The sequence below is a fragment of the Desulfovibrio sp. 3_1_syn3 genome (genome assembly GCF_000145315.2).
In the GTDB taxonomy this organism is placed as follows: domain Bacteria; phylum Desulfobacterota; class Desulfovibrionia; order Desulfovibrionales; family Desulfovibrionaceae; genus Desulfovibrio; species Desulfovibrio fairfieldensis.
Map to the genome: position 1 here is coordinate 967,173 of NZ_ADDR02000001.1, position 12,925 is coordinate 980,097.

12 protein-coding genes are annotated in these 12,925 nt (G+C 65.4%); 1 reads left to right on the forward strand and 11 read right to left on the reverse strand.

Features of this window, described 5'->3' with window-relative positions; genetic code table 11:
- Positions 1 to 52: 52 nt before the first annotated feature.
- The 7 genes from HMPREF0326_RS04125 to HMPREF0326_RS04155 form a co-directional block, all read right to left on the reverse strand.
- On the reverse strand, positions 53 to 526 hold the full coding sequence (locus HMPREF0326_RS04125) for an NfeD family protein (protein WP_008683139.1): 474 nt from the start codon (positions 524 to 526) through the stop codon (positions 53 to 55).
- A gap of 105 nt (positions 527 to 631) precedes the next feature.
- Entirely contained in the window at positions 632 to 1,627 is a 996-nt protein-coding gene (locus tag HMPREF0326_RS04130) for a hypothetical protein (RefSeq protein ID WP_008683140.1), read from the reverse strand.
- Between the two features lie 80 nt (positions 1,628 to 1,707).
- Positions 1,708 to 3,948 (reverse strand): polyribonucleotide nucleotidyltransferase, encoded by a 2,241-nt coding sequence (pnp, locus tag HMPREF0326_RS04135; protein WP_147568428.1) that lies wholly within the window; start codon positions 3,946 to 3,948, stop codon positions 1,708 to 1,710.
- A gap of 204 nt (positions 3,949 to 4,152) precedes the next feature.
- Entirely contained in the window at positions 4,153 to 4,422 is a 270-nt protein-coding gene (gene rpsO / locus HMPREF0326_RS04140; protein ID WP_008683142.1) for a 30S ribosomal protein S15, read from the reverse strand.
- Between the two features lie 25 nt (positions 4,423 to 4,447).
- Positions 4,448 to 5,401 carry a tRNA pseudouridine(55) synthase TruB gene (gene truB / locus HMPREF0326_RS04145; protein ID WP_008683143.1) on the reverse strand — a complete coding sequence of 318 codons (954 nt, stop codon included), beginning with the start codon at positions 5,399 to 5,401 and terminating at the stop codon, positions 4,448 to 4,450.
- A 66-nt stretch (positions 5,402 to 5,467) separates the two neighbouring features.
- Positions 5,468 to 6,484: a DHH family phosphoesterase gene (locus HMPREF0326_RS04150; protein ID WP_020990237.1), complete on the reverse strand. Its 1,017-nt coding sequence runs from the start codon at positions 6,482 to 6,484 to the stop codon at positions 5,468 to 5,470.
- Positions 6,471 to 6,761, reverse strand: a complete 291-nt coding sequence (locus HMPREF0326_RS04155) for a DUF503 domain-containing protein (protein WP_035061128.1) — start codon at positions 6,759 to 6,761, stop codon at positions 6,471 to 6,473. The genes HMPREF0326_RS04150 and HMPREF0326_RS04155 overlap by 14 nt, the downstream gene beginning before the upstream one ends.
- On the opposite strand from HMPREF0326_RS04155, the gene HMPREF0326_RS16635 reads away from it, so the two are divergent.
- Positions 6,754 to 6,978 (forward strand): hypothetical protein, encoded by a 225-nt coding sequence (locus HMPREF0326_RS16635; protein WP_147568371.1) that lies wholly within the window; start codon positions 6,754 to 6,756, stop codon positions 6,976 to 6,978. The two genes, HMPREF0326_RS04155 and HMPREF0326_RS16635, sit on opposite strands and share 8 nt — an antisense overlap.
- A gap of 231 nt (positions 6,979 to 7,209) precedes the next feature.
- On the opposite strand, the gene infB is transcribed toward HMPREF0326_RS16635, so the two are convergent.
- Genes infB through rimP form a run of 4 tightly spaced genes read right to left on the reverse strand, consistent with a single transcriptional unit; the run spans position 7,210 to position 12,787 of the window.
- The gene (gene infB / locus HMPREF0326_RS04160) at positions 7,210 to 10,230 is read right to left on the reverse strand and encodes a translation initiation factor IF-2 (RefSeq protein ID WP_020990238.1); all 3,021 of its coding nucleotides are present in this window, start codon (positions 10,228 to 10,230) and stop codon (positions 7,210 to 7,212) included.
- On the reverse strand, positions 10,223 to 10,657 hold the full coding sequence (locus tag HMPREF0326_RS17545; protein WP_008683148.1) for a YlxR family protein: 435 nt from the start codon (positions 10,655 to 10,657) through the stop codon (positions 10,223 to 10,225). The genes infB and HMPREF0326_RS17545 overlap by 8 nt, the downstream gene beginning before the upstream one ends.
- On the reverse strand, positions 10,644 to 12,038 hold the full coding sequence (gene nusA, locus HMPREF0326_RS04165; protein WP_008683149.1) for a transcription termination factor NusA: 1,395 nt from the start codon (positions 12,036 to 12,038) through the stop codon (positions 10,644 to 10,646). The genes HMPREF0326_RS17545 and nusA overlap by 14 nt, the downstream gene beginning before the upstream one ends.
- Before the next feature lie 38 nt (positions 12,039 to 12,076).
- A complete protein-coding gene (rimP, locus tag HMPREF0326_RS04170) occupies positions 12,077 to 12,787 on the reverse strand; it encodes a ribosome maturation factor RimP (protein WP_020990239.1) in 711 nt (236 codons plus the stop codon).
- Positions 12,788 to 12,925 lie beyond the last annotated feature (138 nt).

Sequence of the window (12,925 nt, forward strand, 5' to 3'; positions counted from 1 at the left end):
CCTGAAGGCAGCGTCAGCTTTGAAATTGGTACAATTTCAAAGCGAATCTGCTCTAGATCCGCTCTCCCGAAGGGCCGTCGAAAGGGGCCACCCGCAACATCAGCGCATCGCCAGGCTGGGTACCGAGCACGCGAACCGGGCGGCCTTCGTGGATTTCCGTTTCCGCCACGGCCCGCCAGAAGCTGCCGTCAATGCTCACCTCGCCCACTTCGCCGGGGCGCAGGGTTTTGCTGACCGTGCCTACGCGGTTCGTCAGGGGATGGGTCGGGGCATGGCCGCCCTGGTCATCGACCCGGTGGGCCCGGCCGCCGAAAACGGCGCGCAAATGGCGGCGCAGAAAAAGCAGGGTGAACAGGGAGACAAAGATGAACGTCACCAGCTGCCAGTTCAGGGAGAGGCCCAGCAGCGCGACGCAGGCTGTGACCCAAGCCCCGGCGCCGAAAAAAATCAGCACCAGGGTCGGGGCCATCAGCTCAATAAGCAGAAAAGCGAGACCCAGCAAAAACCAGAGCAGAGGCGCGCTCATGCCGCGCCTCCCGGACCGCGTACCCGCCGCAGGCTGAGGGCAGCGTCAACGTTGAGAATGTCACTTTTCAACGTTGATCCGCTGTTGTTGATCGGGAGCACGCGCCTACTGCTGCGGGCCCTGGTCGATATCAATGATCCGTGCCTGCAACCAGACATAGGCGTCCACTTCCTGGCCTTTTTCGGGCTCAAAGTCGCCCAGCACCATTTTGGAGACATAGAGCGCCAGGCGCATGGGCTCGCGGTTTTCAAAGGGAAAACTCAGATACAGGAGCTTGACCGGCATTTTTTCCAGCTGGCAGTCTTGGACTTCCTCAATGACGGCACGCATCTGGTATTCGCAAAAGCGACGGCCCGGCATGATCATGTGGCGGCCCGCCACCTTGACCTTGAGCGGCGGCACGTCCAGACGGGATGCGCCGGGGTTTTCGGCCAGCCAGGCTTCGGCGTAGGCTTCAAATTTAGGGCCCTGGGTGATGGTCACCTCGTCCAGCAGGGCCTTGCGCAGGCCGTAGGCCAGACCGGCCAGCAGAAAAGTATGGGTGATGCCGGGCGTGAGGTCGTCACGGTCCCGCCCGTAGAGCGGGTCAAAGAACCACATGGGATTCTTGCCCTCGATCATGCTCACGGCCACATTGGCGCCCAGCCCGTTTTCCCAGGGGTGGGCTTCCTCCACGGTCAGATCGTTGGGCAGGCCGTCCAGCAGGGGCACGGCGCTGACCGGAGCCAGTTTGCCGCCTTCTTCCCCGGCCACCAGCACCGAGGCGCGCACGGGCTGGTCCTGGGGCCAGGCCAGCAGGATGTGATCCCTGCCGCCGCGCTTCCACTGCCAGGCGGGACGGGTGCCGCCCTCGTGCATGACCGTGCCCACCACCTGGGGCACCACCTCGGCCGGATTCTGGCCGGTGAGCACGGCCCAGGCGTCGCCCAGGCCTTCGAAGTGGGTGCGGTTCTTGCCTTCGAGCATGGCTTCCATTTCTTCGGGCGTGGGCTCCCGTCCGTCAGGCATCGCGCCGTCGGCCGGGCTCACCTGCACAAACTGCTCAGCGGCGGGCCGTTCGACAGCCTCTTCGGGCATTGTTTCCTTGCGTTTTCCGGGCATGCGAAAAATCCCCATCTGTGCGTCCCCGTCCTTCCGCTTCCCCGAAGGGGGAAGCGGAAGGACGGGACTCGACGTTATGTTCAGCGACGTCCGCCGCGATCACCACGGTCGCCGCGATCCCGGCCGCGTCCGCCGCGGTCATGCCGGTCGCCCCTGTCGCCGCGGTCGGAACGCGGCGGGCGGGCGGTTTCCTCGGGATTCCAGGGATGGCCCTGCTCTTCCAGGAGTACGGCCTTGCGGCTGGCGCGGATGCGGTCTCCGTTGATCTCAATGACCTTGACCAGCATGTCCTCGCCCAGGCGCGCCACGTCGCCGGGCTGCTCCACGCGGTTCACATCCAACTGGGACACGTGGACCAGGGCTTCCACATTGGGCAGCACTTCCACAATGGCCCCGATTTCCATGACCTTGCGGACCTTGGCCAGGTAGTTCTTGCCCAGGTCGGGGCGCTGGTCGTAGTAGGCCACCATTTCGCGGGCCTTTTCCAGGGCTTCGGCCGTAGGCGCGAAAATGGACACCCGGCCCGAATCCTCGATGTCCACGGACGCACCGGTGGCGGCCGTGATAGCTTTGATGTTCTTGCCGCCGGGGCCGATGATCAGACGGATGATGTCCGGGTTCACAAAGACTTCGGCGTGCTGCGGCGCGAAGCGTGAAAGCTCCTTGCGCGGCTCGGCGATGGCCCTGGCCATTTCGGCCAGGATGTGCAGGCGGCCTTCGCGGGCCTGCCGCATGGCGGCGCGCATGATGTCCGTGGTCAGGCCGGTGATCTTGATGTCCATCTGCACGCCGGTCACGCCGTCGGCCGTGCCCGCGATCTTGAAGTCCATGTCGCCCAACGCGTCCTCATCGCCCAGAATGTCGGTGAGCACGATGAATTTTTCGCCTTCCTTGATCAGGCCCATGGCCACGCCGGCCACCGGCGCGCTGACCGGCACGCCCGCGTCCATCAGCGACAGGGAGCCGCCGCAGACCGCGGCCATGGAGGAGGAACCGTTGGATTCCATGGTTTCGGCCACCACCCGCAGGGTGAAGGGGAAATCCGCGTCCGCCGGAAGAATGGGCCGCAGGGATTTTTCCGCCAGGGCGCCGTGGCCGATTTCACGGCGCGACACGCGCACGGGCTTCACTTCGCCCACGCAGTAGGGCGGAAAGTTGTAGTGCAGCATGAAGCGCTTGGTCACGTCGCCGGTGAGCGAGTCCATGCGCTGCTCATCCGTGGAGGAGCCCAGGGTGGCGATAACCAGGGACTTGGTCTCGCCCCGGCGGAACAGCGCCGAGCCGTGGGCCCGGGGCAGCACGCCCGTCTGGATCTGGATGGGGCGCACGCTTTTGGTGTCGCGTCCGTCGATGCGCGTGCCCTCGTTGACGATGCGGGCGCGCACCAGCTTCTTTTCCAGGTCGCCGATGATGTCGCCCACGCTCTTCAGCGCGGCTTCGTTCTCGGCCCAGGCCGGGTCGGCCTTGAGGGCCTCCATGACCTTTCCCTTCACGGCCTTGCGGGCGTCCTTGCGTTCCAGCTTGTCCGGCACGCGCAGGGCGTCCTCGATGCCGGCTTCGCGGGCCAGCTCATGCACCCGCGCCAGCAGGGCGGGATCGTCCTCATGCGGGGTGAAGGCCATCTTGGCCTTGCCGCAGAGTTCGCGCAGCTGAAGCTGGGCGTCGATGAGCGGCTGGATTTCCTTGCGCCCCCAGTCCAGAGCCTCGATGATTACATCCTCGGACAGGAAGCGGGCATCGCCCTCCACCATGGTCAGGGCGTCGCGCGAGGCCGCGAAAAGGATGTTCAGATCGCTCTGGGCCTGCTGCTCAAAGGAGGGATTGAGCACAAACTGGCCGTTGACCCGGCCGATGCGCCCGCCCGCCACCGGGCCCTCAAAGGGCAGGGGCGAAACCATCAGGGCCGCCGACGCGCCGGTCAGGGCCAGCACGTCGGACTCGTTCTCCTGGTCGGCGGAAATCACGCTGGCCAGCACCTGGACGTCCTCGTTCAGGCCTTTGGGAAAGAGCGGGCGGATGGGCCGGTCGATGAGGCGGGAAACCAGGGTTTCACGCTCCGAGGGACGGCCGATCTCGCGCCGGAAGAAGCTGCCGGGAATGCGTCCTGCGGCGTACATTTTTTCGGAATATTCCACCGTAAGCGGGAAAAAGCCCTTGTCGAATTCCAGGGGCTGGGAGCAGACCGTGACCAGCACCACCGTGCCGCCGCACTGCATCCAGACCGCGCCGTGGGCCTGATTGGCCAGACGGCCGCATTCAAAAATGACTTCCTTGCCGCCCACCTGGGCTGTGACCCTGGTGGGATTGAAAATATCCTGCAACATATGTGAATCCTTTGCTCGTGCGAAGGGGATTCCGGCAAAAGCGGGCAAATGAACGACAAATTTGCCTGATTTTCCCGGACCCCCCTTCTCTCGCGTTTGTGCCCCTGCGGGGCGTTCATGCAGCCGCATCCGCGTCGCGGACGAACCGTAAGCCGAATGCGGCAAGGGGGAGTCCGCGACTCCCCCTTTCAGCCAAAAAGTTTACTTGCGCAAGCCCAGTTTTTCGATAAGCGCGCGGTAGCGCTGAACATCTTTCTTCTTCAGATAGTTCAGGATCTTGCGGCGCTGGCCCACCAGCTTGAGCAGGCCGGTACGGGAGTGGAAGTCCTTCTTGTGCACCTTGAAGTGCCCGGTCAGGCCTTCAATGCGCGCGGTGAGCAGCGCCACCTGGACTTCCGGGGAACCCGTGTCGCCTTCATGTTTGGCGTGGGCGTCAATAACCGTCTTTTTCTGTTCCGCATCCATGACCACAGCAGTTCTCCTTGAGAGGATGAAGTTAGTTCCAAAGTCCCCGCAATACGGCCCAGCAGGGCCCGCCCGGCGCATCCTCGCGCCGCGCCAGAGCCAGGGCTTCGCCCTGGACCAGCAACAACGCCAAGTCGTCCTCCGCCGTCCCGTTATCGGACGGGGTTGCGGCGCAGGACACGGCAATGCCGTTACGGACCCGCGCGGCCTGTTCCGGCGTGAGCTCCACCCTGGGCCAGTGCGGCAGCGCCGCGGCGATGGGACGCAGGCTGGCGGCCAGCAGGGCGGGGTCAGCCGTGAGGTCCCGCAGGTCGCGGGCCGCGTCAAGGCCGAAGGGGTGACTATACTCCCGGGTCAGTTCCGTGAGCACGGCTCCGCACCCAAGTCGCATCCCCAAGCTGTGGGCCAGGGAGCGTATGTAGGTGCCGGAACTGCAAGCGACCCGAAAGCGCACAAACGGCAGGCTCACATCAAGCGTGTCCGCCTGTGAAATTTCCATGCGTTTGACCTTGGCCGGAGCCGCCGCGCCCTTGCGGGCCAGCTTGTACAGAGGCTGGCCCTCATGCTTTGCCGCCGAATAGGGCGGCACGGGCTGCTCGCGCGCTTCTTGCCAGAGGCTGATCTCGCGCCGCACATCGCCTTCGCTGACGTGTTCCCAAGGCGCTTCGGTCAGCACCTGGCCCTGGCTGTCCCAGGTGTCCGTGGTCCGGCCCAGGCGCAGAACGCCGCTGTAGACCTTGCCGCCGCCCGCCATCAGGTGCGAGGAGAGCTTGGTGGCCTGCCCCAGCAACACCAGCAGCACGCCCGACGCCAGGGGGTCCAGCGTTCCGGCGTGGCCGATTTTTTTCTGCCCCAGACGCTTGAGCGCCGTCAGGCAGCGGGCCGATGTGGGGCCCGAGGGCTTGTTCAGCACCAGCACCCCGTGCAATTGGGGCAGCTGGGGCGGGCGCGTTTGCGGCGCGGCGGCGGTTTCCTCGTTGGTCATACGCAAGCATGCACCATAGCCGCAGAGCGGCGCGAAGTCAAAATGTTATCTGTTATCGACAGCGGATCAGATATTGTCTTCCCGGTCCAGTTGCGCGTTGACGGCCGCCAGCAGGGCTTCCTCGGCCCGGTCCGGCGTCATCCTCAAGGTGCCGCCCGCCGCGTTGAGGTGCCCGCCGCTCCCCAGGGCGGCCGCGGCCGCGCGCACGTCCGTGGCGCCGTAGGAACGCAGGCTGAATTTGCACAGTTCCGGGCTGTCCTCGCGCAGCAGGGCCGCCGCGCGCACTCCGCCCAGACGCCGCAACTGCTCCACAAAGCCTTCCAAATCCTCTTTGAGGGCCCGGCATTGGCGCAGATCTTCCAGCAGCACCCGGCAGAAAGCTATCTCGCCGTTGCGTTCCAGGCGGGCGCGGTCCATGAGCCGTCCCCAGAGGCGCATGCGGCCCATGCTCCAGGTGTTTTCCAGGCGTTCGCGCAGCCCGGTCAGATCGCAGCCGTTGCGCACCAGATGCGCGCAGAGGGAAAAGACGTCCGCGCTGGTATTGCCGTGGCAGAAGCCGCCCGTGTCCGTGATGATGCCCAGGGCCACGTCGCAGGCCAGTTCGTTTTCGAGCGGCAGACCGGCGGCCAGGGCCACATAGGCCATGAGCTGGGCGGTGGCCGCCGCCTGGGGCTCCACCCAGTTTGCCAGGCTGCCCATGCCGTTCCCGCCCAGATGGTGGTCGATGTTCACGCTGGTGAGGCGCGGCAGGCGATCGGCAAGTTCACTGCCCAGGCGGTGGGGTTCGCCGCAGTCCAGCAGCAGGGCGCTGCGGGGCGTGAAAGGCAGATGCCTCAGGCTGGTGCGCACCGTGCCGGGCAAGGGGAAGAACTTCAGGTACTGGGGCAGGCCGGTGCTGCTGTAGAGTATGAATTCCTTGCCCATGGCGCGCAGGATATGCCCGGCGGCGGCCAGGGAACCCACGGCGTCGCCGTCGGGGTTGACGTGGCCGGACACCAGGACGCGGTCCACGCCCCGCAGGGCTTGGGCCATGCGTTGCGCGCCGTCCCGGAAGAACGCGGGAATCAGTTCAGTCTGCGGCATAAATCTCCACCTGGCTGCCCACCATTTCCTCGGAGCAGACCGCTTCCATCATCAGGGCGCATTTGTCCATGCGGCTACGGAGGTGGGTTTCGCTGTTGGAAATGGAAACCACGGCCAGACGCAGGCGGGTGAGGCTGTCCTCGGTGCCCGCTTCGGCGATGGCCACGTTGAATTTGTTGCGGGTTTTTTGTTTCAGGCTGTTGGCGACGCGGCGCTTGGCCTTGAGGTTGTCGTTGCCGTCCAGGCTGAATTCGACGGTCAGAACCGCCATGAACATGGGCATAAAAGCTGTGCCTTGGCTTGGGGCCGTTAATACGCCCTGGTTATTTGACGAAAAGCAGCCTTTTCATGCTGCCTGCGTCAGCAAAATTATATTGTTTCCTTGGCAACATAAAAATTTTTTAAGGAAGCTGACGACCAATGATGCCGGGAGGGAGAATCGTAGAGCAGGTATCGCGCGTGGTGATGGCACCGGCAACTTTTTTCAGCGTTGAGCGAAGCACCCTTGCTCCGCCGAAGCGGAGCGGAGGCGGATGGCCCGTGCCGGAGAATGCGGTAAAAATAAGAGTTTCTTTTGCAGGCAAGGAAGCGGCGCGGTTGGGATGCGCAACGTACTCAGGTACGTGAGCGTCCCAACCGCGCCGCTGACGCAGCCAGCGGAAGAAAAACCGTTTTTCGCCGTATAACCCGGCAATCCAACCAGGCCGTAACCCGGCTTCCAGCCTCTACAGCGTCGCCGCTTCCTCCACGGTCTCGAAGGCTTCAATAATGTCGCCGATCTTGACGTCGTTGAAGTTCTCCAGACCCACGCCGCATTCATTGCCCTTGACCACTTCCTTGGCGTCATCCTTGAAACGCTTGAGGGACGAGATCTTGCCGGTATAGACCACCACGCCGTCGCGCAGCAGGCGCACCCCGGCATTGCGGGCGATCTTGCCGTCCGCCACATAGGAACCGGCAATGACGCCGATCTTGGGCACGCTGAAGGTCTCGCGCACCTCGGCCTGACCCAGGTAGACCTCGCGCTGCACCGGGGCCAGCAGGCCGGCCATGGCGCTCTTGATGTCATCCACCAGCTTGTAGATGATATCGTAGAAGCGGATGTCCACGTTCTCGTGCTCGGCCACATCCTTGATCTTGGACGTGGGACGCACGTTGAAGCCGATGATGATGGCCTTGGAGGCCGACGCCAGCAGAATGTCGGATTCCGTGATCGCGCCGGTGCCGCCATGCACCACGTTGAGGCGCACCTTGTCCGTGCTCTGCTTGTTCAGAGCCTCGGTAATGGCTTCCAGGCTGCCCTGCACGTCGGCCTTGACCACCAGATTGAGGGTCAGGGTTTCCTGATCCGAAGCCCGCTGGGAGAGGAACGTTTCCAGCGTGACTCGGGATTCGGAGGCCAGATCGCGTTCGCGCTGCTTGGCCGCGCGGGAATCGGCGATGCGGCGGGCCAGCTTTTCGTCGGCCACCACAAAGAATTCCTCGCCCGCCACGGGCACGCCCTCAAAGCCCTGCACTTCCACGGGCAGGGAGGGTCCGGCTTCCTTGACCTTCTTGCCCTGGTCGTTGGTCAGGGCGCGCACGCGGCCCGAGAAGGGCCCGCAGACGAAGTTGTCGCCCTGCTTGAGCGTGCCTTCCTGAATCAGCACCGTGGCGATGGGGCCGCGGCCCTTGTCCAGCTTGGCTTCCACAATATGGCCGCGCGCGGGTTTGTCCGGGTTGGCCTTGAGCTCCATGATTTCCGATTGCAGGGCCACCATTTCCAGCAGGTCGTCCAGGCCCAGGCGGGTCTTGGCCGAAACCTTGGCCACAATGGTGTCGCCGCCCCAATCCTCAGGCTGGAGACCCAGCTCGGCCAGCTCGCGCAGCACGCGGTCCGGGTCGGCGCCAGGCTTGTCCATTTTGTTCACGGCCACCATAATGGGCACGTTGGCCGCGCGCGAGTGGTTGATGGCCTCGCGGGTCTGCTCCATGACGCCGTCGTCGGCGGCCACTACCAGGATGACCAGGTCCGTGACCTGCGCGCCGCGCGCCCGCATGGCCGTGAAGGCCTCGTGGCCCGGCGTGTCCAGAAAGACAATTTCGCCGCGCTTGGTCTTCACGTGGTAGGCGCCGATGTGCTGGGTGATGCCGCCCGCTTCGCCGCGGGTCACGTTGGATTTGCGGATGGCGTCCAGCAGCGAGGTCTTGCCGTGGTCCACGTGACCCATGATGGTCACCACCGGCGGGCGCTGCTTCAGGGTTTCGGGCGCGTCGGCCTCCTTGGGCAGGAGATAGTCATCCTCAGAGAAGCCCGCCTTTTCCACTTCGTAGCCGAACTCGGCGGCCACCAGGGTGGCGGTGTCGATGTCCAGGGACTGGTTGATGGTCGCCATCACGCCCAGGCCGAAGAGCACCTTGATGATTTCATTGGCCTTGAGGCCCATCTGATGGGCCATGTCCGCCACGCGGATGGCTTCCGTGACGCGGATCTTGCGCTTGGCCGCCTTCAGGGGCTGGGTGGCCTGGGGCAGATTCACGGCCTTGCCGCCCTTGCGGCGGCCCTTGCCCCGGTTCAGGCGCGGCGAATCATCGTCGCTCTGGCGGCGGGCGAAATCTCCCTGCTGGAAGTCCACGGTACGGCGGCCCTTGAGCCGTTTTTTCTTGCTCTGACCGTCACGCCCGTCAGTGGGCTGGGCGGGCGCGGGCTGGCCGAAACCGCCGGGCCGTCCGGGACCACCAGGACGCGGGGCGCCCGTGCCTCCGGGTCTGCCAGCGCCCGCGGGGCCGCCGGGTCTGCCCGGGCCGCCGGGACGGGGTGAACGCGGGCCGTCGCCGGGCCGTCCGGGACCGCCGGGGCGGAAGCCGGGCGCGGAACGTGGGGCGGGGCGGCTGTCCTGCGAACCGGGCGCGGGACGTGAAATGATCCGCACCTGGGGCGCGGCGGGTTCAGGCCGGGATGCGCGGCGCGGCGCGGCTTCACCGGCATCGTCCGACGCAGGCGCGGCATCGTCCGCCTGCCCGGCCTCGGAACGGGATTCCGCCGCACGCGGGAGCAGGCTGGGCGCGGAAGAGCCCTCGGGCACAGCCGAGGCGTCGGGCCGGGCCAGGCGGGAGGTTTTGGCGCTTTTTTCCAGGGCTTCGGCGGGGGGTTCGCTGGCCGGAGCCTCGGGAGCGGCTGCCTTTTCCTCCTCAACGGGCGCAACAGGAGCTTCGGGCGCGACCGGGCGCGCGGGTTCGTCGCCGGGGCGGCTGATGACGCGCGCGGCGGCCACCACACGGGCGGTCTTCTGTGCCTTGGGCGCGGCAGCGGGCGTTTCCGCAACTTCCGGAGCGGCGGCCTGGGCCGTGGCGCCTTCCGGCGCATCAGCGCGGGCGTCGGCTGCGGCTTTTTCAGCCGTGGCCGTGCTTACGGCAGCGACAGGCGCGCTTTCCGTTTCAGTTTTGGCCGCGGGAGCGACTTCGGCCTCGGAGGCCTTTTCTCCCGGCGCGGCAGCGGCCCGCCGCGCGGGTTCAGCGGCCTCAGCGGGCGCGGCGTCCTTGCGGCGGCGGCGCACGATGACATTGGGCTGGACCTCCGTGCGCTCCACGCCGCCCTGCTTCCGGCCGGCGAAATGGTCGCGCAGGCGCGCCGCGTCCTCCACGGACACGGAACCAGCCGTGGTCTTGGCCGGAAGGCCAAGATCACGCAGAGCGCGCAGCATGTCCTTGGACTGCACGTCGAGCTCTCCGGCGAGATCCTTTATCTTAATTTTTTCTTCAGGCATGGTTACCCCCCTTATCAATGCTGTCGCCAACCGTAGCGCTGCTGTCCTTATCTGTAAGCGGTTGCGCCGCAACAGCTAAAGCAACGTTCTTTTTTCGCTTATCGGCTGCCGCATCGCTGCTGTCGGCATCCGTAACACTCGTTCCTCGTGCAACGGCTGCCGCGCGCCGTGTGCCGGGCCTGTATTTCGCGAATTTCCGCTCGCAGACAGGATCGGAACACACATACCAGCCCCTGCCCGGTCTGGTTTTTTCTACGTCAATACTCAAATTTCCCTGCGGGGTCAGCACATGGCGGTTCACGTCGGCCTTGGAAAAACGGCGGCGGCAGATCACGCACATCCGCACCGGGCCTTCCGGCCTTTTTCGTTGTTCCGGCGCTTCCGGGCCGGATTCCCGCGCCGTTGCGGCGGCCTTATTTTTCCACATCGCCGCTTCCGGCGTCTTCCGCTGTTTCGGGTGCCGCATCAGGCTCCGTCCCGTCTTCTTCGGGCCGGGCGTCCCCGTCTTCCGCTTCCTCTGTCCCGGCGGCCCTGCCCAGCTCCACGGCCGAGGACTCGGGCGTGCTCTCCACCACCGGCGCCAGGAAGTTGATGGCCGAGCGCAGGTCGGAAATACGCGAAGCGCTGATGGTCAGCTTGTCGGCCAGTTCCTCGTCGCTGGCTTCACGCAGCGCGTCCAGCGAGGAATAGCCCGCTTCCAGCAGAGCTTCAATGGATACTTCCGCCACGCTGGCGACCTGCTCCAGGCCGTGGCCGATGGCATTGGCCTCGTTGTAACGGGTTTCGGTAAAGATATCGACCTTCCAGCCCAGCAGGCGCGCGGCCAGCTTGACGTTCTGGCCCTTGCGGCCGATGGCGTTGGTGAGCTGGTCGTCGGGCACGATGACTTCCAGGAGGTTTTCCTCCTCGTCCACCACGATGCGCGAAACCAGGGCCGGGGCCAGGGCGTTGCGGGCGTAGGTGGCGATCTCCGGGCTCCAGACCACGATGTCGATGCGTTCGCCGCGCAGCTCCTGCACGATGTTCTGGATGCGCGAGCCGCGCACGCCCACGCAGGCGCCCACCGGGTCCACGTCCCGTTCGCGCGAGAGCACGGCCACCTTGGCGCGGGAACCGGGATCGCGGGCCACGCCCATGATCTGCACAACGCCGTCGTCCACTTCCGGCACTTCGCGGCGGAACAGGGCGGCCATGTAGTCGCGGTGCGCGCGGGAGATGACCACCTGCGGGCCGCGTCCCTCCTTGCGCACTTCGATGATCAGGGCCTGCACGCGGTCGCCGCGCTTGTAATGTTCGCGCGGGATCTGCTCCTCACGGGGCAGAATGGCCTCGGTGCGGCCCAGGTTGACCACCCAGCCGCCCTTGTCGCGGCGCTGGATGATGCCGGAGACGATTTCGCCCACGCGGTCCTTGTATTCCTCGTAAATGATTTCCTGCTCGGCGTCGCGCATGCGCTGGATGATGACCTGCTTGGCGGACTGGGCCGCGATGCGTCCCAGGTCCTCCACCTTGACCCGGAAGCCCATTTCGTCGTCCAACTGTACGGAGGGATCATGCTCGCGGGCGTCGGCCAAGGCAATCTGGGTGTCCTCGTTGGCCACGTCGTCATCTTCCACCACGATTTTGAACTGGTATACCTCAATGTCGCCGGTGTCGTCATTGTAGGTCACTTCCACGTCCATATCCTCGCTGAAGCGGCGCAGCACCGAGGTGCGCACGGCGTCTTCCAGCGTGTCGATGAGCATGTCGCGGTCAAGGCCCTTGTCTTTGCTGATCTGATCAATGGCCTTTTTGAGTTCAAGATTCATGTCTGCCTCCGGCTGCCGCGCGTGGCGGCGTGAAATCGCTACTTCGCTTCAGGTGATGCCTCGCCGTGGGCGGGGACGGGACCGGCGCTCTTGCCGGGAGTTTTGCGGGAGCCCTTGCCCGACCCCTTGCCGGGGCCTTTGCCGGGCTTCACCGGCTGGCGGAAAATATACATGCGGCTGGCCCGGCGCACAGCCGTCCAGGGCAGGCGCACGGGCGGCAGGCCCTCGGGGCTGACCTCCCCTTCGGGGGAAAGCGCGGCGGGTTCCAGCACAAAGGCGTCCGCCTCAACGGCGGCGAGCCTGCCGCGCCAGAGGCGGCGGGGGGCCGCGCCTCCGCAATCCGCAGGCCCCGCGGCGGTTTCCGGGGCCACGGGGGCGTGCAGCCGGGCTTCCACCATGTCGCCCAGATAGGGGCGCATCTGGTCAAGGCTGAAAAAAAGGCGCGTGAGCCCGGGGGTGGATACTTCCAGCACATAGGCCGAGGGCACGGCGTCCTCCACTTCCAGGGCCAGGCCCAGATGGCGGGAGATTTCCTCGCACTGGCCTATGCTGGCTGAAGTGGGGGCTTCATTTTCCTCCCCGTCGGCGGCCTGAAGGCTTTCCGGCGCGCCGGAAGGAACGTCCACAAAGAGCCGCACCGCCATGCGCCCGGCCTGGACCACTTCCACGCCCCAGATGACCAGCCCCAGGGAGCGGACCACGGGTTCGGCCAGACGAATGACGGTTTCCTTGAGGGCGTTTTCGCTCATGTTTTCCTTACTGAGGGCGGCTAAAGATGAAGCCCGGAAAGTGGCCTGCTTTTGCCGCGGGGACAAAAAAAAGGGGGCCTATTCAGGCCACCCCGTTGTGAACATACGTCCTGCATCAGGATGTGACGATATACGCCG

Bases quoted from the DNA above. Each gene is read 5' to 3' on its own strand.
- HMPREF0326_RS04125 (WP_008683139.1), bottom strand. From the start codon at position 526: ATGAGCGCGCCTCTGCTCTGGTTTTTGCTGGGTCTCGCTTTTCTGCTT.
- HMPREF0326_RS04130 (WP_008683140.1), bottom strand. From the start codon at position 1,627: ATGCCCGGAAAACGCAAGGAAACAATGCCCGAAGAGGCTGTCGAACGG.
- truB (WP_008683143.1), bottom strand. From the start codon at position 5,401: ATGACCAACGAGGAAACCGCCGCCGCGCCGCAAACGCGCCCGCCCCAG.
- HMPREF0326_RS04150 (WP_020990237.1), bottom strand. From the start codon at position 6,484: ATGCCGCAGACTGAACTGATTCCCGCGTTCTTCCGGGACGGCGCGCAA.
- HMPREF0326_RS16635 (WP_147568371.1), top strand. From the start codon at position 6,754: ATGAACATGGGCATAAAAGCTGTGCCTTGGCTTGGGGCCGTTAATACG.
- HMPREF0326_RS04155 (WP_035061128.1), bottom strand. From the start codon at position 6,761: ATGTTCATGGCGGTTCTGACCGTCGAATTCAGCCTGGACGGCAACGAC.
- infB (WP_020990238.1), bottom strand. From the start codon at position 10,230: ATGCCTGAAGAAAAAATTAAGATAAAGGATCTCGCCGGAGAGCTCGAC.
- HMPREF0326_RS17545 (WP_008683148.1), bottom strand. From the start codon at position 10,657: ATGTGGAAAAATAAGGCCGCCGCAACGGCGCGGGAATCCGGCCCGGAA.
- nusA (WP_008683149.1), bottom strand. From the start codon at position 12,038: ATGAATCTTGAACTCAAAAAGGCCATTGATCAGATCAGCAAAGACAAG.
- rimP (WP_020990239.1), bottom strand. From the start codon at position 12,787: ATGAGCGAAAACGCCCTCAAGGAAACCGTCATTCGTCTGGCCGAACCC.